This window comes from Paenibacillus amylolyticus, from assembly GCF_001570725.1.
GTDB lineage: Bacteria > Bacillota > Bacilli > Paenibacillales > Paenibacillaceae > Paenibacillus > Paenibacillus amylolyticus_A.
In genome coordinates this window covers 47,554-71,173 of record NZ_BCNV01000008.1, presented here as the reverse complement: position 1 = coordinate 71,173, position 23,620 = coordinate 47,554, and the positions used below count along the sequence as shown (strand labels likewise).

General features: G+C 47.2%; 20 protein-coding genes and 1 riboswitch. Of the genes, 12 read left to right on the top strand and 8 right to left on the bottom strand.

The features are described 5' to 3' along the window. The first annotated feature begins 31 nt into the window (after window positions 1-31). From PAHA3_RS26280 to PAHA3_RS26260, 5 genes are all read left to right on the top strand, one after another. Complete coding sequence (locus PAHA3_RS26280; RefSeq protein WP_062837628.1) at window positions 32-295, top strand: YneF family protein; 264 nt, start codon at window positions 32-34, stop codon at window positions 293-295. 57 nt (window positions 296-352) lie between these two features. Beyond that, the gene (gene folE, locus PAHA3_RS26275; protein WP_062837627.1) at window positions 353-946 is read left to right on the top strand and encodes a GTP cyclohydrolase I FolE; all 594 of its coding nucleotides are present in this window, start codon (window positions 353-355) and stop codon (window positions 944-946) included. 193 nt (window positions 947-1,139) lie between these two features. Further along, entirely contained in the window at window positions 1,140-1,994 is an 855-nt protein-coding gene (locus tag PAHA3_RS26270) for a lipoate--protein ligase family protein (RefSeq protein WP_082763015.1), read from the top strand. 70 nt (window positions 1,995-2,064) lie between these two features. Continuing rightward, the gene (locus PAHA3_RS26265; protein ID WP_036614132.1) at window positions 2,065-2,289 is read left to right on the top strand and encodes a hypothetical protein; all 225 of its coding nucleotides are present in this window, start codon (window positions 2,065-2,067) and stop codon (window positions 2,287-2,289) included. Window positions 2,290-2,495: 206 nt separating this feature from the next. Continuing rightward, window positions 2,496-6,110: an S-layer homology domain-containing protein gene (locus tag PAHA3_RS26260; RefSeq protein ID WP_062837626.1), complete on the top strand. Its 3,615-nt coding sequence runs from the start codon at window positions 2,496-2,498 to the stop codon at window positions 6,108-6,110. Window positions 6,111-6,198: 88 nt separating this feature from the next. On the opposite strand, the gene PAHA3_RS26255 is transcribed toward PAHA3_RS26260, so the two are convergent. Both PAHA3_RS26255 and PAHA3_RS26250 read right to left on the bottom strand, forming a co-directional pair. Next, window positions 6,199-7,479: a Fe-Mn family superoxide dismutase gene (locus PAHA3_RS26255; protein WP_062837625.1), complete on the bottom strand. Its 1,281-nt coding sequence runs from the start codon at window positions 7,477-7,479 to the stop codon at window positions 6,199-6,201. Window positions 7,480-7,683: 204 nt separating this feature from the next. Continuing rightward, window positions 7,684-8,709 carry an alpha/beta hydrolase gene (locus tag PAHA3_RS26250; RefSeq protein WP_062837624.1) on the bottom strand — a complete coding sequence of 342 codons (1,026 nt, stop codon included), beginning with the start codon at window positions 8,707-8,709 and terminating at the stop codon, window positions 7,684-7,686. A 359-nt stretch (window positions 8,710-9,068) separates the two neighbouring features. Between PAHA3_RS26250 and PAHA3_RS26245 the strand changes: the two genes are divergently transcribed. Both PAHA3_RS26245 and thiC read left to right on the top strand, forming a co-directional pair. Further along, window positions 9,069-9,812: an IclR family transcriptional regulator gene (locus tag PAHA3_RS26245; protein WP_062837623.1), complete on the top strand. Its 744-nt coding sequence runs from the start codon at window positions 9,069-9,071 to the stop codon at window positions 9,810-9,812. Window positions 9,813-9,961: 149 nt separating this feature from the next. After that, window positions 9,962-10,075: riboswitch (TPP riboswitch) on the top strand. Between the two features lie 421 nt (window positions 10,076-10,496). Beyond that, window positions 10,497-12,281: a phosphomethylpyrimidine synthase ThiC gene (thiC, locus tag PAHA3_RS26240; protein WP_082763019.1), complete on the top strand. Its 1,785-nt coding sequence runs from the start codon at window positions 10,497-10,499 to the stop codon at window positions 12,279-12,281. Window positions 12,282-12,647: 366 nt separating this feature from the next. On the opposite strand, the gene PAHA3_RS31020 is transcribed toward thiC, so the two are convergent. The 5 genes from PAHA3_RS31020 to PAHA3_RS26220 form a co-directional block, all read right to left on the bottom strand. After that, entirely contained in the window at window positions 12,648-13,424 is a 777-nt protein-coding gene (locus PAHA3_RS31020; protein ID WP_062837622.1) for a hypothetical protein, read from the bottom strand. A 228-nt stretch (window positions 13,425-13,652) separates the two neighbouring features. Next, window positions 13,653-14,348 carry an aspartate/glutamate racemase family protein gene (locus PAHA3_RS26230; RefSeq protein WP_062837621.1) on the bottom strand — a complete coding sequence of 232 codons (696 nt, stop codon included), beginning with the start codon at window positions 14,346-14,348 and terminating at the stop codon, window positions 13,653-13,655. Window positions 14,349-14,525: 177 nt separating this feature from the next. Continuing rightward, a complete protein-coding gene (locus tag PAHA3_RS30665; protein ID WP_017690769.1) occupies window positions 14,526-14,693 on the bottom strand; it encodes a hypothetical protein in 168 nt (55 codons plus the stop codon). Between the two features lie 453 nt (window positions 14,694-15,146). Continuing rightward, window positions 15,147-15,965 (bottom strand): zinc ribbon domain-containing protein, encoded by an 819-nt coding sequence (locus tag PAHA3_RS26225; RefSeq protein ID WP_062837620.1) that lies wholly within the window; start codon window positions 15,963-15,965, stop codon window positions 15,147-15,149. Between the two features lie 73 nt (window positions 15,966-16,038). Continuing rightward, on the bottom strand, window positions 16,039-16,989 hold the full coding sequence (locus tag PAHA3_RS26220) for a helix-turn-helix transcriptional regulator (protein ID WP_062837619.1): 951 nt from the start codon (window positions 16,987-16,989) through the stop codon (window positions 16,039-16,041). An 84-nt stretch (window positions 16,990-17,073) separates the two neighbouring features. On the opposite strand from PAHA3_RS26220, the gene PAHA3_RS26215 reads away from it, so the two are divergent. The 5 genes from PAHA3_RS26215 (at window position 17,074) to PAHA3_RS26195 (ending at window position 20,624) form a co-directional block, all read left to right on the top strand. After that, window positions 17,074-17,769 carry a response regulator transcription factor gene (locus PAHA3_RS26215; RefSeq protein WP_062837618.1) on the top strand — a complete coding sequence of 232 codons (696 nt, stop codon included), beginning with the start codon at window positions 17,074-17,076 and terminating at the stop codon, window positions 17,767-17,769. Then, window positions 17,762-18,850 carry a HAMP domain-containing sensor histidine kinase gene (locus PAHA3_RS26210; RefSeq protein WP_062837617.1) on the top strand — a complete coding sequence of 363 codons (1,089 nt, stop codon included), beginning with the start codon at window positions 17,762-17,764 and terminating at the stop codon, window positions 18,848-18,850. Before PAHA3_RS26215 ends, PAHA3_RS26210 begins: the two co-directional genes overlap by 8 nt. Before the next feature lie 99 nt (window positions 18,851-18,949). Further along, window positions 18,950-19,813 (top strand): M15 family metallopeptidase, encoded by an 864-nt coding sequence (locus tag PAHA3_RS26205; protein WP_062837616.1) that lies wholly within the window; start codon window positions 18,950-18,952, stop codon window positions 19,811-19,813. A 28-nt stretch (window positions 19,814-19,841) separates the two neighbouring features. After that, a complete protein-coding gene (locus PAHA3_RS26200; protein ID WP_062837615.1) occupies window positions 19,842-20,402 on the top strand; it encodes a VanZ family protein in 561 nt (186 codons plus the stop codon). Between the two features lie 12 nt (window positions 20,403-20,414). Further along, a complete protein-coding gene (locus PAHA3_RS26195) occupies window positions 20,415-20,624 on the top strand; it encodes a hypothetical protein (RefSeq protein ID WP_062837614.1) in 210 nt (69 codons plus the stop codon). Between the two features lie 124 nt (window positions 20,625-20,748). Here PAHA3_RS26195 and acnA read toward each other — a convergent pair whose 3' ends face one another. Next, complete coding sequence (gene acnA / locus PAHA3_RS26190) at window positions 20,749-23,463, bottom strand: aconitate hydratase AcnA (RefSeq protein WP_062837613.1); 2,715 nt, start codon at window positions 23,461-23,463, stop codon at window positions 20,749-20,751. Window positions 23,464-23,620: the final 157 nt, after the last annotated feature.

The window sequence follows — 23,620 nt, the reverse complement described above, 5'->3', positions numbered from 1 at the left end:
TTTTTAGAATGCATACAGAGGTGTCTAAGAGATGGATATTGTAATACCGATTATTACATTGGTTGTTGGTCTGGTCGGGGGATTTTTCATCGGGGTGTTCTACTTGCGTAAACAACTTGAGAAAATGCAAAGCAATCCGGACATGCTTCAGAAAATGGCGAAGCAAATGGGCTACAACCTGAATGGCAAGCAAATGCAGCGTGCCCAGCAGATGATGAAGAACCAGCAGCCAGGAGCGAAAATGCCTCAGCCGCAACAACATCCTGCGCGTAAAAGTTCGGGCCGCCGAAAATAATAGCAGTGAAGTGAATTACTGCTTACCTTATTGTGGTTCGAAAGGAGGCGTTCGGCAGTGGCTGGCGTTAAAGATTATATGAATTCAAAAGTATCCGACAATCGGGAGAAGATCGAGTATCATGTAGAGCAGATCCTGAAGTTGATCGGAGAAGATAGTACACGTGAAGGGCTGCTTGAAACGCCTGCACGTGTGACCCGAATGTATGAAGAAATTTTTGGCGGATATGAAGTAGACCCGCGCGATGTGCTCGGTGTCACGTTTGACGAGAATCATGAAGAGCTGGTTATCGTTAAGGATATTGTCTACTACAGTCAATGTGAGCACCATATGGCGCCGTTCTTCGGCAAGGTGCACATTGGGTATGTTCCAAGTGGCAAGATCGTCGGTCTGAGCAAAATGGCTCGTCTGGTCGAAGCGGTAACACGTCGCCTGCAGGTTCAGGAACGTATTACTTCACAGATCGCTGACATTCTGACAGAGGCCGTTGAGCCTCACGGAGTTATGGTCGTCGTGGAAGGCGAGCACTTGTGCATGTGTTCCCGCGGCGTGAAAAAACCGGGAAGCAAGACGGTAACGTCTGCTGTACGTGGTTCTTTCCGTGAGAATCCGGCACAACGTGCCGAGTTCTTGTCTTTGGTGAAAGATTAAAATCAGGTATGTCTACTCGTTGGACAAGCCAGATGAGCAGGTCCCTTTGGTTTTGGAAGCAGCAGTTACTGAGCCATTGGATGTGATATAAATAAGCCGTGTTCCCTGGGGAACCGGCTTATTTATATATGGCGTTGTCATTCCTATATATACTGAATACATACGAATTCGTTAAGCCGGAGGTAATGGAACGATGAGTGTACCTTCCCAATCAGATCAACCGGTTCAGCCGGAAAAGGGACCACAAGCAGATCAACATGCTACATTGCGTCTGCAAATCTGGGAGACACCGCTCATGCGACAAGGCAGCAGTGTGCTTGAAGCTTTCGCATGGGAGGAAGTCATGTGCCGGCGGGTTGGAGCAGGGCATCTGCCTGTTGCACATATATGGAGACACCCAGATGCCTTTGTGGCGGGTCTGCGCGACCGCAGGTTGCCACAGGCTGTAGAAGCGATGGAACAGATCAGAAGCCAAGGTACAGCGGTCTGTGTTCGTCCTTCTGGTGGAGCGGCCGTACCCCTGAATCCAGGGGTGGTCAATGTGTCAATGATCCTGCCTAATCCAGGACATGCCATCAATATTCATGATGATTTCCGGGAGATGGCTTCGATTATTGCCAAGTCGCTAACACCGTGGTCGAATCAGGCGCAGACAGGCGAGGTTCAGGGTGCTTTTTGCCCGGGAGATTATGATGTCAGTGTAGGTGGATTGAAATTCTGTGGTATTGCCCAGCGCAGGCAGGCCAAGGCGTATATTATTACTGCTTTTATCATCGTGGAAGGTCTGGGAGATCAATTGGCAGCAGATGTGCGTCGATTTTATCAGCATGCGGCAGGTGGGGCGAGTGAAGGATATCCCGATGTTCAGCCTGGCACGATGGCAAGTCTGAAAGAGTTGGCAGGTGTACCTTCTGCTGCGGCATATACTGCGGCTTTGGTTCGAACACTGCGCGATCGCTATCCGCAGGCGGAGACCAGCAGGGTGCTTAGTGTTGGATCTGAAGAAGTACGCCTGACAGCTGAGCAGATGAAGCTGCGCTACGATTAGCATTTTTTACTAGGGCTTGGAATTGGTTAATAGAGATGATATGATGTGATTTCGGAAGGAGAGTGTTAGGATGGACACATTGAGATATACGTATTTATATGAGGTTGTATCAACAGGCGAAAAATCCGAGTTCAGCCAAATGGCAACAAGCAAGGAAGAGGCTGCTGCACTGATCGTTGCACGTATAGCTGATCTGGAGTTTACAGATGAGTCTGATATCAAGCTTGGCGATCTGATCTCCATTAGCAAACAGGTTGGCGACAACTATGTTGCGTGCGAGGGCTGTGCTTCTTAAGTGAGCATTTAGAAATAGGATAGGAAGTCTCTCAAAATACAAGCAAGTCTCTTTTTAAAGGAGGCTTGCTTTTTTGTATACAAATTTTGTGAGGGGATGCGAAAAATAGCCTTTTTACATGGTAAATGTCGAGTAATGTTCAGAATCGGTTCAGAGCTAACAGTTATAATCCTCTTCATAAACAGAAAGAGAAGGGACAGATTATAATGGGGAAGAGGATTCAAAAAAGGCGTAGCATTCTGAGACAGACCATCATGTTCTTACTGGCTGTTGTACTCGTATCGGGTACAGTGCCCGGCATAATGGGACAGGGAAGCGCCCAGGCCGGGAGTTGTTTAGAAGAGACGGCACCGGACTCCAACGGAGTTACGTGGTACCTGATTGGGAATGCCCATGAGTTGAGTTGCATAGGGGAAAACCTGAATGGAAATTACAAGCTAACAAAAGATATAAGTGCGATAGACATGGTAGATTTTATAAGTAATTCAGCAACATTAGGCTGGGTACCTATTGGTGATGAGGTGAACTATTTTACAGGTGTTTTGGATGGAGCAGGTCATAGCATTGATGGGCTAAATGCTTCGGATGAAGGTTTGGAATACATGGGATTGTTCGCCCGATTGGATGGGGCAGTCATTAAAAACCTGAATTTGAACGGGGTATCTTTTACTGCTCAACGATATGTAGGTGCTTTGGCGGGGCGTTCTGAAGCCTCCCAGATTGAACATGTATACGTAAGCGGTCAAGTTCAAGGTGATTCCAGAGTCGGTGGATTAGTAGGTCGTTCAGAGGAAACGCAGTACACGAACAACAAAGCTAATGTAACGGTTGCTGCTTTGAATGATGAAGGACAAGATTATGGAGGATTTATTGGCAGAAGTACAGAAGATGTGTTAATCGGAAATACCGCTACAGGAAATGTATTAGCCAAAGACAGTTCCGAATCCATCGGTGGATTTATTGGGCAATTAAACGATAGCGTGACTTCGCGTAATTCAGCAACAGGTAATGTAGAGGGAAACCTCAGTATTGGTGGATTTATTGGAGAAATGGAATATAGTTTAGATCATTCTATTGATAACAATTACGCTACAGGTTCTGTATTTACAAACGGTGAAGGACAGTGGGATGACAATTCCTATGGTGCGGCATTCATTGGCGGTTTTATTGGTAACTTAAATGTAGAAACAGAAGAAGATGTACCCGCTACTCTATTTATAAAAAACAACTATTACTCCGGATCAATTTATGCTGGAGCTGCAGATCCAACAACAGCAGGGTCATTTATCGGTTCACCTGTGTCCGATAGTTCTATTATCTTTCAAAATAATTATTGGGATATGGATATGGTTCCAAATTTTGCTGATAATCAGAGTCAGTATGCTTCAGGTCAAACAACGCAATCTATGCATTCGGAATGGAATTATGCCACGTGGGACTTCACTAACATTTGGGATTTCCAACTTGGAGTTAATAATGGATATCCAGTGTTACGTCCGTATATTGCGAGTGAACCACCTGTGTCCACTACAGACATTACGTTTGAGCCCGGGTATCCCAAGCAGGGCGCCCGTACACCGACAACATCAAAAATTACGGTGAAGCTTAATCAGCCAGGAAGAGTCTATTTTGCCGATCAACCGTTCGATTGGACCGTTCCGCAATTGACAAGCGAAATGGCGAGATCACAAGCAATCAATAAACAAGCTTTTGTTGATATTGCTCTGGGGGAAGAAAAATCATTTATCGTGAAAAACTTGACTCCGGGTACAAATTATAATGTATATGTTGTAGCCGAGGATACGAATGGTCAATTGATGCCTCAACCGGGACAGATGATTTTTCAAACACTCTTAGCTTCACCAGTTTCACCGAGTAATGTTACGGCTACGGCGGGCGATGGACAGGCCAAAGTCACATGGTCTTCTGATCCGAATGTAACATTTTCCGTGTATATGTATGAGGGAACGACAGCGCCAGAAGACCCCGATGCATGGATTGATATTACTAACTTCACGACTAATGAGCAGCTTGTTACAGGGCTGACGAACGGTATATCTTATGTCTTTGCTGTCAAAGCATATTATATCGAGGATGGTAGTGTATCGGAATTCATCCCTTCCAATGTGGTTACACCACAAGCAGCTGGGACGCCAGTGCTACCTGATGCACCTGAAACTATTGTTGCACAAGCTGGAGATGGAAAAGCTACTGTTTATTGGGCTGGAGTAATCAATGTAAATCAATTTGTACTCTATAAATATCAAGGAACCCAAGCACCCCAAGATAAGCATGATTGGATCAAGGTGAAAAGTGGTATTGAAGCCGCATCGTATACCGTTGATGATTTAACGAATGGCCTTCCTTATGTATTTGCAATAAGATCATCGAATGAGAATGGGCTATCCGACTATAAGGTGTCCGGTCCTGTAACACCTAAAGGATCAGGAAATGAAGGTGGCGGAACACCTACACCAGGACCATCACCGAATCCGACACCAACGCCTTCTCCATCAACATCAGCACCTTCAGTAACTCCGGCACCGCAAAAGGAAGTTATTAAGGTGAACGTAGAGAATGGAGATCAAGCTGCTACCGTTGCATCATTGGAAATCAGTCGTACTCGGGGAACGGATGGTACAGTAAAAGACGAACTTCAGCTCAGCCAAAGTAAAGCACAGTCAATCATTGATCAGTTGAAGCAGACGGGTTCCAGTACAGCAGTTATTCTTATTCCGGATGTGAAGGACGAAGTAACGCAATGGGACCTGGATCTCTCTTCAGGATCGTCTGCGCTGTTGGCTGAGCAAGGTGTGAACTTGGTTATTTCTAACCCTAACGTTCGTATCACGATTCCAGCCAGCTCTTTAAAAGATCGTACAGACGATATCTACTTCCGCCTCGTACCCGTCAAAAAAGAGACTGAACGTGCAGATATTCAAACGAGAGCACAATCTAATGAGTCAATTATACAATTCGCAGGTACAAAGGATATCCAGATTCTCGGCCGTCCAATGACTATCGAAACCAATTTGCAGAGTCGTCCTGTAACGCTCGTATTGCCGGTTATAGCTAACCAGCTTGCAGGTGTGAATTCTGAAGAGCTGGGTGTGTATATTGAGCACAGTGACGGGACCAAGGAGCTTGTACACGGCAAACTGGTCACACTGAATAGTGATAATGAACAAGGAGTCGAGATTGAAGTAGACCATTTCAGTACGTTCTCCATTGTGAAAGTGAAAGACTGGACAGACAACACCTTGAAAGCACAGCCTTATATTCAAGGGTATGCTGATGGCAGTTTCAGACCCGAACGCTCCGTAACTCGTGCGGAGATGGCTACGCTGATTACTCGTGTTCTGGGCACGTCAACAACGGAAGGGAATCACACGTTTAAAGATGTGAAACCTACTCACTGGGCAGAATTGGCCATTGCGGCTGCTGCCCAATCCGGTTACGTTAAAGGCTACACAGATGGCAGCTTTAAGCCAGATCAAGCAATGACTCGTGCCGAATTAGCCAGCGTGTTACAGCACTTGTTGAACACTGAACAGACAGCTGATGAAGCGAATACATTTAATGATGTGAACGATCATTGGGCTCAGCAAGCGATAGCTCGATTGAACGCGGCAGGAGTAGTTACAGGGTATGAGGATGGTACCTTCCGTCCAAGTCAGCCTGTAACTCGCGCTGAAGCCGTCACGATGCTCAACAAACTGATCGGTCTTGATCCTGCAACGAATGCAGTAAGACAGTGGTCGGATGTGCCTAATACACATTGGGCTTATAAAGCAATTGAAGCGGCATCGATTAGTCAGTAATACTGATATACTAGTATCAACCCAAAAGAGATATCTTTCAGTCATTCAGCTGGAGATATCTCTTTTTTCTATCCATCTAATCCAAAGCTTAATAAGGCGGCCACAATAGCTTGCGTGCAGTTTCGTACCGCTCGGCTACAGCCGGCCAGTAGACCACATTCCACCAGTCTTCAATATACTTTTTGCGTTCGTTCTGATGCTTCAGATAGTAGGCGTGTTCCCACACATCCAGTGGCAGGAGAGGAACGATGTCGGACTGGGACAGGTTCTGGTGTTTTTCCGCCTGCAAAATCTCCAAACGGTGTGCTCTCGGGCTCCAGACCAGCATCGCCCAGCCACTGCCTTCCACTTTGTTTGCGGCTTCCGTGAATTGATTCTTAAACGCTTCATAACTGCCGAAATCCCGCTTAATCTGCTCTGCGAGCATGCCGGAAGGTTTGCCGCCGCCAGCAGGGTTCATAATCGTCCAGAAGATCGTGTGCAGGTAGTGGCCTGCCCCGTTAAAGGCGAGTTCACGTTCCCAGTGCTTGATGAGTTCAAAGTTATTCTTTTTTCGTGATTCCGCCAGCTTCTTCTCCGCTACATTTAATCCGTCCACGTAGGATTGATGGTGTTTGTCATGATGGATACGCATCGTCAGCTCATCAATATGCGGCTCCAGCGCATTGTACGCATAGGGGAGGGGCGGGAGTGTGTGCCCACCAATGGGCACTGGCTTTTCTTTGACCTGAGGTGAGGTAGAGACAGGCTGGCTCGCAGCACTTCCGCTGGGGGAAGGCTGAAGTGCTGCGGATTGGATCTGTGCTGAAGCAACAGGTGCATTTTCATTTCCCTCTGGGGAAGTTGGAGCTTCTGAGGCTTGGCGATGGACACTTCCAGACCCTGACGTATGCAAGGCGTTTTCTAGATAAAGTGACGGTTCCGAATCCGTTTCTCGCAAGATGCCAGGTTGACCGAGTGTATCCAATACACCCAGAAAGTACTCCGATTCGCGAATAAAATGCAGAATGAGTACTTTGGCAAGCGGAACAGCTTGCACAGCAGCACTTTGCTCCAGAAGAACATACAGTTGTTTGATGAACTCCCTCGATTGCTGACGAGCTGCCGCCACAAGTTGATCGATACAACGAATGATGTACGGAGCAGGTGGATGGGTTGCGGGTAATAGTTGTTTTAAAATCTGATTCGCTACTCGCTCGCTGTTTGCAAAGATAGCCTCCCATTCCTCCAATACCTTGACGTATGCGGGCTCCAGATCAGGAACCAGTGCACGAATAACGAGCGTATGTTCCTTCTCCTGCTCCTTCCAGAAACGAATTTCTTCCAATATCCGCAGAGGCAGCAGGTGACCATATTCATACCAGTTCATATACGCGAGACCTCCTCCAGATGAAATTCAAAAATGCAAAATAGTTCATACAGGTAACCTAATCCGACCAATGATCTATGCGTTCAGACCGTCTGTTCATGCGTCAGAAGAGTATATTCCGCGAGCCTGTTGTCCTATGAGTGCAAAAAAAAAGAGCCCCTGAGGGCTCTGGAATGAACGAAAAGATCGAGGAATGAAATTTGGTTATTGTCCACTATTGGTGTTTTGCACATCGTCACTGCTTGTCTTCGTTACATGACTCAGGAAAGTTGAGACACGGCGCAGGTATTCTTTCGGATGCTCCCGGAAAATAAGTTCATGATGCGCGTCCTGGACAATCCATACATCCGAGTACGGATTAGTCTGGTTGGCGGCGAGTTGCTCTGCAATCGGGTAAGGCGCCTTCTCGTCTTCCGTACCATGAATGAAGAAAATTGGGAACGGATAGTCCTCTTTTTTCACTTCCTGATAAGGGATCTGTTGCAATCCGGTACCATTCAGAACAGGGAACAACAGCTTCATGATCTCCAGTGTAGGCTGACGCGGGAGATCGATCTGGTTGTGAATGTTGTGATACAGCGTATCTGGCTCCAGCAGGAACGCACTGTCCAGAATCATCGCATCCACTTCCTGCGTAATCAGTCCGGTTTGTAGCGCCGTACCGGCACCCATGGAGAAGCCCCAGACAACCAGTTCCTGTGCACCGCGCTGCTTGGCAAACTGGATCGCGCCCAGCAATTGCTGTGACTCGGCTTTGCCACCTGTAGCTACAGCTTTGTTGACCTGGGAGGCGAAGCCATAATCGAACATCACCACGTTGAATCCGAGTTGATGGGCATAGTGTGCGAGATCATACATAGGTACCCATGTTTCCTCCCGGTTGGCACCGTAGCCGTGACTGAAGATAATCGTTTTGCTCGCGGCATTGTCAGCCGGGATATACCATCCCTGCATCGTGCGGCTGCCATCTGCTGCCGGGAACGTGATATCTTCGTACTTCATGTTCTTGGCTTGCATCGGATTGGAGAAGACTGGCGCTACCGTTGGATTGGATAATACCCATGCGATATAACCATGCAGTGCAATAAAACAAAACAGTAGAAAAAATACAACGGAGAGCAGCAACGCTACGATAATATGTTTGAACCGAATCAGCCTCGGTGATAGCGAAGAGGGCAGATCGGACACTTTTGTTTGCAGCGGGGCTTCGCTCTGGGATGTTGGATACATGAATGCCCCTCCTTTGAAGTTCAGTTGAAGATAACAACGACATGAAAAGAGAATTGCGTCTATTTCAGAGCCTGCTTCAGAGCGATATCTTAATGTAATATATCTTTATCGTATGTTCCAATATAGTCAAAGTCAATTGATTGAGGGCATTTGTTACGCAATTGTTATATAGTTCTTAAGATATATGGGTAACATTACCTTAGTGTGCAAATTACAGGGGATTAAGTCTTATAAAAAGGAAAATTTTACACTTTGGCCTGATCTAAATTTGGCTCTTTTTAGTTTACAGATGAGACCGTTTCTCATATAATTTATGTAACCAAGTTTCATGTGATGAAACATGAGGAGGGCATTATGCCATGGAAGATCGTAAGTTAACCGTCCGGGCTGTGGAACGGGCGCTGGATATATTATTATGTTTTACCACACGCAGTGATCTGGGACTCACCGAAATTGCCAGCCAGATTGGTTTGCACAAAAGTACAGTGCATCGCCTGATGGCTACGCTGGAGGATCGAGGGTTTGTCATCCGGGATGCGGCAACGGAGAAGTACCGACTTGGCATCCGAATCTGGGAGCTGTCAGCTCATATGTCCCGCAGTGATGATCCGGCTATTCTATTGCTGCCTGCGATGGAGCGACTGAGAGATCGATTGGGGGAGACGGTAAGTCTGTATCTGCGTGATGGCAGTGAACGGATTCGGATTCAGGCGGTGCAAAGTGATCAGGCGATCCGCCGTGTCGCTCCTGTTGGCGTTAGACTCCCGTTGTCTGTGGGGGCTTCCAGCAAAGTCCTGATGGCTTTTGCCACGGACGAGGATCGTGAAGAACTGATGAATGGACCGGAATGGCCGGTGTTTATTGATCCGGCGGTGTATTTGGCGCAGATGGGAGACATCCGGGATAACGGATATGCCACAAGTTATGAGGAACGTGAGCCGGGGGCTGCCGCGGTATCGGTACCGATTATGGATCGCAGAGGCAATATTGCTGCTGCCCTCTCGGTATCGGGACCTGTCAGTCGACTTTCACAGGAGACTTTGCATGAATATGCACCTGTATTAAAGGAATCGGCTACGCAGATGGGGCTCATGTTATCCTGATGTTGATGTAAGGTTCGTCTCCAATGGAGTTTGATCTTTTGGAATATAAAGGTTGTTTTTATGTTCCGGTTGCGCTAATCTGTTATGGACGGCCCATCGGGGCCAGCTTCATTGAATATGAATTGCGGCGTGTGTATGCCGTAACTTGTTAACGTTACTGGGGGAGTCCGAATTGTCCGGACTGAGACGGAATCGCATGAGATTCCGGACCCTTTGCACCTGATCTGGATCATTCCAGCGTAGGGAAGTAATCGGCGATATGACCACAAACACCACATGATGTGACCCTTGTAGTCTCCGTTGAGGAGCTGCATGAAGGTGCATTATTGGTGATGGACATTAAAAGTCGGTTCCTTCGGGGACCGGCTTTTTTATATACAGTGAACGGGCGATATCGTGTGCACCCCGCGGACTTCTTTTTCAGTAACCTGCGAAAGTAGATCAGGCTGAAGAGAGAGGTCACCATAGATCCATGATCTGTGGTAACCTCCGTTCTGTTGTTAACTGTACATGAATGATGTCTCCTCTGGTCTGGCGTAGGATCGCTCTTTCTTCTCTGCATTGCGCATGATTTGGGACAGGTACGTAACCAAGCTAATGATGATACCAACCAAACCAAGCGAATGAACACTAAGGAGGAGACAAGGGAACATGAGTACAGGAAATCAAACGGAACATCAAGCGATGGAACAGGAACATAACGATCAGCAGGTGGAAAAGGAAACAGGGACGGCCGGACGGGTTCAGCCCTTTCCGGGTAGCCGCAAAGTCTACATTCAGGGCTCACGGCCGGACATTGCTGTTCCGGAGCGTGAGATAGCCCTTCATGACACGAATACTCCCCAAGGGGTGGAGCATAACGAACCGCTGCGTGTCTACGATACGAGCGGCCCCATGACTGATCCCGCATTTCACGCGGATATCCGCACAGGTCTGCCAGCCCTGCGCACCCGTTGGATCACAGAGCGTGGCGATGTAGAAGCTTATCAGGGACGCACGGTTAAACCGGAGGATAACGGACTGAAGCCCGGAGGAAAGAGAGCTGGAGCCGAAGAGTACCCTGGATTGCGCGGAAAACCGCTACGGGCACAGCCAGGACGCTGTGTGACTCAGATGCACTATGCGAGGCAGGGAGTCGTTACGGCAGAGATGGAATTCGCCGCCATTCGTGAGGGCGTGGAACCGGAATTTGTACGGCAGGAGCTGGCGAGTGGACGGGCCATTCTGCCATCCAACATCAATCACCCGGAGAGTGAGCCGATGTTGATCGGTCGTCATTTTCACGTGAAGATCAATGCCAACATTGGTAATTCTGCCGTATCCTCTTCCATCGAGGAAGAGGTGGAGAAGATGACTTGGGCGGTACGTTGGGGATCGGATACCGTGATGGATCTGTCCACAGGCAAAGACATTCATACGACCCGGGAATGGATCATCCGCAATTCACCAGTGCCGATTGGCACGGTGCCGCTCTATCAGGCGCTGGAGAAGGTGAATGGCGAAGCGGAAGCGCTGACCTGGGAGTTGTACCGTGACACGCTCATTGAGCAGGCAGAGCAGGGCGTGGACTATTTTACGATTCATGCAGGTGTACTGCTGCGTTATATCCCCATGACCGCCAAGCGGATGACAGGCATTGTGTCTCGAGGCGGGTCCATTATGGCAGCATGGTGCCTTGCGCATCATCAGGAGAATTTTTTGTACACCCATTTTGAAGAAATCTGCGAGATTATGAAAAGATATGATGTGGCGTTCTCACTGGGAGATGGACTTCGTCCAGGCAGTATCTACGATGCCAACGATGAAGCGCAGATGGCGGAACTGGCTACGCTCGGGGAGCTGACGCAGATCGCGTGGAAGCATGATGTGCAGGTGATGATCGAAGGTCCGGGGCATGTGCCGATGCATAAGATCAAGGAGAATGTGGACTTGCAGATGGAGATCTGCAAAGAAGCACCGTTCTACACACTTGGGCCGCTGACGACCGATATTGCCCCGGGTTACGACCACATCACATCCGCCATTGGCGCGGCCATGATTGGCTGGTTCGGCACGTCCATGCTCTGTTATGTTACGCCTAAAGAACATCTGGGCCTACCCAACAAGGATGATGTGCGCGAAGGGGTTATCGCCTACAAGATCGCTGCTCATGCCGCCGATCTGGCGAAAGGCCATCCACGTGCTCAACGCCGAGATGATGCATTGTCCAAGGCGCGCTTCGAGTTCCGCTGGAGGGACCAATTCAATCTGTCTCTGGACCCGGAACGGGCATTATCCTACCATGATGAGACGCTGCCGGCAGAAGGGGCCAAAGAAGCTCATTTCTGCTCCATGTGCGGACCGAAGTTTTGTAGCATGCGCATTACGCAGGACATTCGTGCCTTTGCAGCGGACAAAGGATTGTCTGATCATGAGGCTGTAGCAGCGGGCATGCAGGAAAAGGCAGAGGAGTATCGAACACGTTCCTAAGGGAGCCAGGTGATGAAGGTTTTTTGAAGCTTTAAATTATAAATATTGATTAATGTTTGGACAAGGCCAAACCCGCTTCACCGTAACTTTTGGATTCAATCCAACTTACGCCAAATCTGAAATAGGATGCCTGCGATGACAAACAGCACGCCATCAGAAAGTTTAAGATTACTAGCATGTAGAAGTGCGGAAGAACCCATACCGACTAGGAACAAGATAAGAATATATAAAAATCGCATTAATTTATTCACCTCTCTTGTTGAGTGAAATGTGTAAAAGAGAACGATTTTTATATCGTTCTCTTTTTTGAATTTAACTTTATTTATTCTACCTTATATTACATAAACATATTTAACAAAGACTTCATTAATAATTAAAATTTTTAAGTGTACCTCTGGAATCATTATCAGCAGAGCCTGAGAAGCTAACCTCTAGAGCTCCAAAACTCAATCCTACACTGCCCGTACCTTTAATGTGGTAGTAATTGGATTGTATTTGAGATAGACCACTTTGATTTCCTTGCTTTTTATGTTCTATTGTAAAGACGGCAGAGGCAACCTGTTCTGTTATAATAATGCCCCCTTTGAGATCAGCATTGAATCCAACACCATTCTCACCAGTATATGAGAAATTACGTCCACTTCCTAAAGTTGTAAACGTAGAGTTTCCGCTATACTTGACTTTATCTTCATAATACCCAGAACCTGGAACTGTTCTCCAAATTTCTTTATCAAAAGAAGCGCCATAAGCATCAGATAAGCGCCAAAAAGGCATTGATTTCCACTTTCCTGTTAATGCAACCATAAACCGCTCACGATTATTAACATTATCAGTTCGAACTATGGTTATATAATAGTCAAATTGATCATCCTTGATATTTCCGAGTGGTCCAACCTCTCCGTTGAATTCAGGTGCTGAGGCTTTTTCATGAGTCACTACTTCAATTGATCCATCTTCTTTCGAAAGACTTTTCTTAAACTCAGGGCTCCAGGATTCTATTACTTCATAAGGAATACCCTGCTTTAATAAAGTTATATCCAATTTCACAGTTTTATTCTCTGCAGAAGCGAAAGCACTGGTAGGAATAAGTAATAGGCATAGACAGCAAACCAACAGTAACTTCGATAAACGCAATAATTTCAATGTAAAACCTCACCCTCTGAGTAATTTGTTAAATTATAACAATCTAAATTTATCATATAACCCTAGGTTTGTACACCTAAATTATGTATATTTAATTATTATTTTAAAAATTAGGATTAATATGTATTTATGTAAATAATAAATTAAACATACTTATATTTACTCTACTAACTCTTAACTAGATCACAGGAGCACATCCAATTTGTATCAATTAATTGTTTGATGCATCTACTGTCGAGCCAATCCCAAAATCTTCTCCAAATACGCCGCAAGCAATGCCAGCGGGCTATGGATTGGAATACCGCGATCTATTGTGACCTGTGCAGCAGCGGGAGCCATAGAAAGCTGGGCTGCGACTAGCCTTTTACCGGGATACTGTTCAGCAATCTGTTGTAAGCCTTCACGTACCGCTTCGAGGTACTCTTTCTGATCTCCACGCATAATCAACTCAAATGTCCCAGGGATGCACACCGCTTCCGTCTGAGATACCTTGGCAACGTGTAATTGCCCACTCTCATCCTCATGCTGTTGCTGTAACGCCTGATTCACCCGTGCCATCGTTCCTTCAACGGTTGCCGGGTTGGTGAACACGATGGTGAACTCTCCCGGTACTTTCTGCATTTCCTTCAATAGCGGATCATCTATGCCAATCACCGGCACGGGGACCTGTTTGGCTTCCTGCTCCAATACTGTCGCAAATAGGGTGCAAGTGACCAGAATGGCATCGGCATGACACTCAGCGATCCATTGGAGCGTCTGGGCTACCTTCTCATGAATAACGGCATCGGAAAAGTCAGTGTCATGTTTAAGACGGTCCAGACCTGGATCGACGTAATGGACCAATTCTATATCATAATGAGCAAGCGTCTCTTCAATCAATGCGATGTTGGAATAATGAGCGTGAAAACAACCAATGGTGATCATGTGATAAGTCCCCTTTTACAGTTCGTATATGTCATGGATCTCGTAGATATTTAAACCATTATAGAAACATGACTGAGAGCTGTACAGTCGTTTATTGCTCAACGCCAATAACCGCCATTCCGCCAAGCTGCGGAAAGACGGTTGATAACCGGACTCGAATACGGTCAGGTGTCCATTTTATCGAAGGGAAGGAGAAGCATTCTTCTTCGCCATTTTTTGCTGTAAAATTTCATGAAAGGATAGACCTTGAGTGTTCTCATTCTCCTTTTTAGGAGCAGTGGTCGCCGTGTTGCGCGGATATTGGTGGTGGTACGGGATCATTTGCTGAATAGGCATGCGGATCATCTTGGTTCCTCCTTTGATGCATTTTTTGAATTATGTATTTCGACTGGTGATGTTGCCAGGTGCGCATATAGGTACATATGACTTGTTAGACGAAATAGATGACTTTAGAATGTAATTCCAATTGGATTGTAGTGATTTTACCCGGTTTTAAGGAGATGTAAACGTTTTTAGGGAAATTCAGGAGGAAAGGACCTGATTTGAGAGGCTTGATATGGGAGGATCGAATTGGTTGTTATGTGAATAGTCCCAATTTTAAGGAAGTCAATGGTACCCGCATATGAGGCATATTGTCTGGTTGAATAGGTAGGTTACGTGCTAACTAACTTGGTACTATAGGCGGTTGTATCATGGGTTAAACATCAAAAAAAACCGCCGAGCGAACCCGGCAGCTTGTGTGATATGAAGAAGGATGTGAGGATGCTTTTACCCTGTTTGAGATGCATAGTATTGTCTTTATCTACTTTGGCGAACGGCAATGTATATATCGACTTGTACACTTTCAGGATTCAGACTGCGTTCATCATACAACTCGAAATCTCCTGTGAACGTACGATCGCTTTGTTTATCCCATGCCCACACGGCTCCCCATGCTTCGCCAACAACCTCTGCCATCGGTCCTTTTCTGGAAGTGAATACGGCGTAAGTCGCAGGAGGGAGCAGAATATCATTGAATCCTTCAGGTAATGTTTCATCGGAGCTGACCTCATGCCCCACTAGTATGGTGTACTCTCCGGTAATGCCATCCGTGTAATCCGCGTAACAGCCATAGCGAGTAGCTTCAGGTGCAGGGAGGTGCTCTGAGGCAAAATAATTGTTCCAGAGTCCCTGAATACAGCCTGTGCCACTGATCTCAATGGCATTGGTTGTGCGGGCGGATAGGCCAGCAAGACGTTTGCCTGGGAGCGTGACATAACGAATGGGCTGGGCAGATAACAAGGGATGGATTGTAACCTGACCCGGTATAGCAGAAGTGGTAGAGTTTTCAACCAGAGATTCTGCATGCTGATCCGTTGTATTCGTCCGCCAACGTTTCAAAAAAGGAAGCTGGTTACGCAGCATCGAACGAGCCGATTCTTCATCCATGCCCTCGTCCTTCAGAATGGCAGTGCACATCTCTGTCATCCCTTCGAGTGAAATACCGGGCTGCTCGAACTGGCCCTCTTTGTAACAATAGATACAGTACTCACGGGTTGTGCTTCCATCTGCTTCCGTTCCGAATTGGGCAGGGGTTGTGAGCGGCATGCCGCAGCTTTGACATACAGTGACGTTCATGATTGGTTCCTCCTTGTATATGTACAAATTGAATATATCTGAAGTATACGGGGAGGAACTGGACAGCTGTCTGTCAGGTTTGAGTCGGAGGTATATAATTTTGTACAATTTGCCCGGCGATACGGCAGATCTCGTCCCGAATATGCTGAGGTTCCAATACCTCAACATCTGCGCCGAAGCCCAGAATGAACCCATATAACCAAGCATCCTCGGGAAAAGCAACCTGGCTGATATAATATCCAGTCCCATCAGGGATGACGTTCTCGATCCCAAACCATTCTTCCGCAATATGACGGACGCGAGCATGGAATTTCAAGGTTAACCCAGCCTGATTGCCCGGGCGGGTCCATTCCTGCTGCCAGGGTCTGTCCTGTGGGTTGATTACTTTACGTTCGAAGGGCTCATCAGCAAGTGTGACATTTTGCATGCGTACGAGTTTGAACATGCGAAATTGATTCCGCTCGTGGCAAAAGGCATATAGGTACCAGGAATGCTTCTTGAGCACGATGGTATGAGGGTCGGCAGTTCGGTGAGTCTGTGTCCCTTCCGCACTGCAGTAGGTAAAGGTGACAGGCCGTAATTGATCCATGCCCTGCTCGATAAGCTGAAGCTTGATTTGCAGGGCTTCGGGATGCGTCCAAGTCGAATAATCAACGATGAAACGATTGGTGTTGGCCTGAAAATCGTCATTTTTGGCTTCAGGCACGATACTGCTGAGTTTTTCCACCAGAAGCTCACGTGCCGCATTGGCATGAGAGGTGGATACACTGCGCAGCGCTGTGACGATGGAAGCGAGGTCCTTGTCTGTTAACACGTTTCGATCCAGACGGTAGCCCTCTGCCAGACCAATACCTCCGCTTGCCCCCTGATACGTCACCACCGGAATGCCAGCTTGGCCCAATGTGTCGATGTCTCGATAGATGGTCCGAATCGATACTTCGAACGTATCTGCCAAGTCTTTGGCTTGTACTCGTCCACGATTGATCAGCAGAACTACAATGGCTAATAAACGTTCCAGTTTCATATCTATGGATTCCTTTCATTGGTTTATCTGTTGGATTCAAATATGTTATAATGCCCAGCATCACACATAGGAGTGGAATAAGCAATGAAGCGAATTACGATTCTGATCGCAGACGATGAAGTTGAGATCGCTGATCTGGTTGCTTTACATTTACAAAAAGAAGGATATCACATCGTTAAGGCCTTTGACGGGAAGGCGGCGGTACAAGCTGTTCAGACCCAAGCGATAGATTTGGCGATTCTGGACATTATGATGCCTGGCATGGACGGGTATGAGGTGACCCGTAAAATTCGGGAACAGCATCATTTGCCAATCATTTTCCTGAGTGCCAAAACGTCAGATATGGACAAAATTACGGGACTCGTGATGGGCGCGGACGATTATATGACCAAACCGTTCAATCCGATGGAGCTTGTTGCCCGGGTCAACTCTCAGTTACGTCGTTCTCTGCAATTCAGCCAGTCTGCGCCTGTTCAGCGCTCCATTCTGGAGAAGGGCGGGCTCATCATCACGCCGGATCAACATCGCGTTACACTCTACGGCAAACCAGTGGAACTAACACCGAAGGAGTTCGACATTCTGTATCTACTCGCGAGTCACCCCAAGCAGGTGTTCAGTGCGGAAAGCATTTTTGAACAGGTGTGGGGAGAAGCCTATTACGAGAGTGGGAACACGGTGATGGTCCATATTCGCACCTTGCGCAAAAAGCTGGGAGAAGATGTGAACAAGAACAAGTTTATCAAAACCATCTGGGGTGTGGGGTACACGTTTAATGACTAAACGAAGAAGTTTTCGGACAACCATGATTATGCTGCTCGGTCTGAGCATGTTGTCTTCTGGCGTCGTAACATTTATCGTGTACAGGCTGTTGCAGATGTATTATGCAGGGGTCAGGAGAGAAGATCCGTTGGCGGAATATCGTAATATCATGAGAAGTATTGGTGACATATATGTCTTTATGCTGCTCTTTATCCCGCTTGCGATTTTATTTTTCTACTTGTTTACGAGACCTTATGTCACGTATTTCAAAGAGATTTCCGCAGGAATTAACCATTTAGCGAATGGAGACTTTCAGCATCGTGTGCAGATCTCCTCGAAGGACGAGTTAGGTACGATTGCGGAGGATGTGAATCTGGCAAGTGAGAAGCTGAGGGAAGCGGTGGAACGAGGGGATTTTGCTGAAAATAGTAAAGACCAGCTAGTTGTCAATCTGGCGCATGACCTGCGAACTCCGCTGACCTCTGTGCTTGGATATTTGGATCTGCTTATGAAGGATGATCAGCTGACGGAGGAGCAGGTCAAGCACTTTACGTCGATTGCATTTACGAAGTCACAGCGTCTGGAGAAACTGATTGATGATTTGTTTGAAATTACTCGCATGAATTATGGCATGTTGCCTATAAACAAGACACAGCTGGATCTTAGTGAGCTGCTGAAGCAAATGAACGAAGAACTCTATCCTGTATTTGAAAAGAACCAATTAGTCGCCCGATTAAAAATAGACACGGACCTTACGGTCTCTGGTGATGGCGAGTTGCTGGCACGTGTGTTCGAGAATCTGCTAATTAACGCTGCACGACACGGCAAGGATGGCATGTACGTGGATATTAACGGATATCGGGATGCAGAACAGATCATCATTCAGGTGATTAACTATGGGGGACATATTCGTCCGGAGGAATTACCGCACATCTTCGATATGTATTACACCGGAGATCGTGCCAGGACCCCTCAGGAGGGTGGGACAGGCCTCGGCCTGTTTATCGCTCGCAATATAGTTGAGCAGCATGACGGTACGATTTCGGCCCAGAGCGATGTGGTACGGACGTTATTCGAAGTTCGTTTGCCCGTATTCCAATAAGATTCGACGTCAAATTTAAGAAAAACTTTAAAATTGCCCTGCTTTTTCTTTAACTTGTGTTGTCTATCCTTGATGTATGAGGTAAAAGGAGGAACAAGCATGAAGAAGTGGGGCTTTTTGATATGTATTATTTTGATCGGATATATCGTTACGCAATCACCGGGATGGATTCAGCAGAAAAATGAGCTGCCCATCGAAATTCAGAATACACGTGAAAATCCTGCAGGTTATACGGTATCCGTCACGGGAAATATTCAGGATCAGGTACATAAGGGAAACTTGTTACTGGTTGATAAGCAGTACCCCGTTCACCCGGAAGGGGTTAAATCCGATATTGTATATGTGGCACATGAGGATGATCTGCTTCGTGGATATGGGATACTGGATCAGAAAATCATGTTATCACGACAGGTGGCGCATGAGTTTCAGAGGATGGTTGAAGCAGCAGGCGAAGAGGGAGTCCGATATTTTCTCGTCAGCAGCGGGTACAGGGACTTTGAAAAGCAGGATGAGTTATATCGGGAAAAGGGTTCAGACTATGCACTTCCTGCGGGACACAGTGAGCACAATCTCGGGTTATCCCTGGATATCGGTTCCAGCTTGGCTGCCATGAATGAAGCGCCAGAGGGTGCATGGCTGGAGAAGAATGCATGGAAATACGGATTTATTTTGCGTTACCCGAAGGATAAAGTGCGTATCACGGGTATACAGTATGAACCATGGCATTTTCGATATGTAGGGCTGCCGCACAGTGCTGTCATGTATAAGAATAATCTGGTGCTGGAACAGTATCTGGATTTGCTAAAAGAGAAAGAGAACATTACTGTGGAAGTAGAGGGTGAAGAATACCATATCCGCTATTATAGGGCCACCCAAGATACGACCGTTTACATACCTGAGCAAGGCCACACTGAAATATCGGGTGATAACATGGATGGCGTCATTGTCACCGTAAAGAAATAACAGGGCAACGCAAGGGAGGCAGAACAACATGAAGCATAACAACCAGAAGAAAAGCAAACATTACATCCTTTGGATTGCCGTTTTCATTATCTATTTATATCTGTTGACGAAGCTGATCCTGTTCAAAGGAAGTCCAGTCGATTTTGGCATTGTGAAGGATCGACTGATGGCGTTCTTGCAACAACCGGATCTGGTCCATACGCGAACCGTCAACCTGACTCCATTTCAGGAAATATCACGAGACTGGAACAGCCTGTCTTTACATCGTCCAGGTACCGCAATCCATCTGGTAGGCAATATACTGGCTTTTATCCCACTGGGCCTCTTCATTCCTGTGTTAACGGGCAACAAGTTATTCTCTGGCGTAAAGGTACTCTTGCTGTCTCTGCTGCTCAGTCTGGGCTATGAAGTGACACAGTTAGTGACGGGCATGGGCATATTCGATGTGGATGATCTGATGCTCAATACCCTCGGCGGCTTGATTGGATATATCATTTTCACCATGGTCATCGGCCTGAAAAAGGTGTTGGTGGGAGGAGAATCCCGCGTGACGACGAAGAAGTTAAATTCTAAGGAAAGTCATGTGTAAGGAGGGATTACGTTGATTATCATGGCTGTACTGTTCATTAGCGCAGGGTTAATGTTTCTCGTGTATCCACACAGTATAACGGATGCTTCGGAGAAACAGATTACGGAGCGAGTAATCATGTCGCGATGGGTTGGCGGCTCGCTCATTATCATGTCATGTCTGTTTCTGATTATGGGTACGATTCAACTGTTAGATCAAGCCTCACATCACATTGGACATTAGAAGGAGGTTGAATTTTAATATCCTGATTGTATAAAGTAAAGCCAAAAAAGCTCCCCATTACGTGCTGAGTGCACGTGGCGGGGAGCTTTTCTGTATGACTTCATCACATTAATGATTCATGTCATTAAGCTTTTTTCATCATTTGACGCAATACGGTCTGCAGGATACCGCCATTATGGTAGTAATCCACGTCAACCATGCTGTCCAGACGAGCAATGACAGGGAAGTCGAACTGTGTACCGTCCTCACGAGTTACGGTTACTTTCAACTCTTGTCCTGGCTTCACATCATTGCTGAGGCCAGTAATGTCATAAGTTTCACGTCCGTTCAGACCAAGGCTGGACCAGCCGTGACCTTCCTGGAATTGCAATGGCATTACGCCCATGCCGACCAGGTTACTGCGGTGAATCCGCTCGAAGCTTTCTGCGATAACGGCTTTGACGCCGAGCAGGAATGTTCCTTTTGCCGCCCAGTCACGGGAGCTTCCTGTACCATACTCTTTACCTGCGATAACGATCAGGTTCTGTCCTTCATCCTGATACTTCATGGAAGCATCGTAGATGGACATTTCTTCGTCCGTTGGCAGGTACTTCGTAATACCGCCCTCGGTGCCCGGAGCCACCTGGTTACGAATACGAATGTTGGCGAACGTACCACGCATCATTACTTCATGGTTACCACGGCGTGAACCGTAGGAGTTAAAGTCTTTGCGCTCTACGCCATGCTCTTTCAAGTACAGTCCAGCCGGGCTGGATACGGCAATATTACCTGCTGGCGAGATATGGTCCGTTGTTACGGAATCCGCAAGCAATGCCATCACGCGTGCAGAACGGATATCTGCGATATCGTTCAATTTGTCGCCAAGCTCTTGGAAGAACGGAGGGTTCTGAATGTACGTGGAGTTCGGATCCCACTCGTACAATTCGCCTTCCGGTACAGAGATTGCATTCCAACGCTCATTAGCTGTAAATACGTTCTCGTACTTGTTGCGGAACATCTGAGCGTTCAGGGAACTAGCGATGGTATCCTTGATTTCCTCGGAGCTAGGCCAGAGGTCTTTCAGGAATACAGGCTCATTGTTCGTATCATAACCAATTGGATCGGTTTCAAAGTCAATATTCACTGTACCTGCAAGTGCATATGCCACAACGAGTGGTGGAGATGCCAGGTAGTTGGCTTTAACTTGTGCATGCACACGGCCTTCGAAGTTACGGTTACCGGACAATACAGCCGCTACGGTCATATCGTTCTCAGCAATAGCTTCGCTCACTTCGTCCGGCAGTGGACCGGAGTTACCGATGCATGTTGCACAACCGTAGCCGGCAACGTTGAATCCGAGTTTGTCGAGATACGTGATCAGGCCTGCTTTTTCCAGATACTCGGTAACAACAAGGGAACCTGGTGTCAGACTGCTTTTCACATATCCTGGTTTGGTCAAGCCGCGTTCAACTGCTTTTTTCGCCAGCAGTCCCGCTCCGACCATAACACTCGGATTCGAAGTATTCGTACAACTTGTGATCGCCGCGATCACAACAGCGCCTGCTTTCAGTTCACTAGAGGAACCGTTCGGGTGCTTCACAGGTACGGTTTGTTCGATTTTCTCATCGCTCAGACCGTAGCCGCCTTTATCTACAGGTGTACGGATGATGCTGTTGAAGCTTTCTTTCATTTGTGTCAGCTCGATGCGATCCTGTGGACGTTTTGGTCCTGCAAGACTTGGTACAACAGAGCCGAGATCCAGTTCAATCACATCTGTGAATTCAGGATCAACGGTGCTGGAAGTACGGAACATGCCTTGAGCTTTGTAGTAAGCTTCAACCAATTCAACCTGCTCGTCAGGACGACCAGTGCTGCGCAGATAGTTCAACGTTTCACTATCGACAGGGAAGAAGCCGATGGTAGCTCCGTACTCTGGTGCCATGTTGGCAACTGTCGCACGGTCAGCCAGACCGATGTTGGCAAGACCTGGTCCGTAGAACTCAACGAATTTACCAACAACGCCTTTTTTACGAAGCAATTGGGTAACGGTGAGTGCCAGATCCGTTGCTGTTGCGCCTTCGCTCAGGCTGCCTGTCAGTTTGAAACCGATAACGTCCGGTGTTACAAAATAAAGCGGTTGACCCAGCATGCCTGCTTCGGCCTCGATTCCACCAACACCCCAACCAACAACGCCAAGTCCGTTGATCATGGTGGTGTGGGAGTCTGTACCTACGAGGGAATCCGGGAATACAACGGTCTCGCCGTCCACCGTTTTCGTTGCTGCCACGGAAGCCAGATACTCCAGGTTAACCTGGTGAACGATACCTGTGGATGGTGGAACTGCACGGAAGTTGTTGAATGCCGTTTGTGCCCAACGCAAGAAGCGATACCGCTCTTCATTACGCTCGAACTCGACTTGGATATTGTAATCAAGTGCATCGTTGGTACCGAAAGCATCAACCATAACGGAGTGGTCGATAACGAGATCGACGGGTACGAGCGGGTTGATCTGTTTCGGGTCGCCGCCTGCTTTTTTCACGGTATCACGCATTGCAGCGAGGTCAACGACAACCGGTACCCCGGTGAAATCCTGCAGAACGATACGTGCAGGGATGAATGGAATTTCCTTGTTATTGTCACGGCCATCTGCCCAGCCGGTCAGTTGTTTTACGTGTTCTTCGGTAATGGCACGTCCGTCGAATTGACGAATTGCTGCTTCAAGCAACACTTTAATGGAGAAAGGGAGCCTGGAAAGATCGCCGTGGCCGCCTTCCTGAAGAGCATCGAGACTGTAGTAGCGGTAAGACTTGCCTCCAACCTCAAGACTGCGAGCGGCGGAGAAATGATTCTTTGCTGACATACATGTACCTCCTTGGGATGTGTCGGTGAGATGAAGAAAACGTTCATTTAGGTGAAGAACAGGCCTTCATCGTTCCGTGTTCTCGTTCGTTAGTTTCATCAGGTGAAACGTAATTTCATAATCATAACTTTAGTTTTAAGTATACCGTTTTCACCTC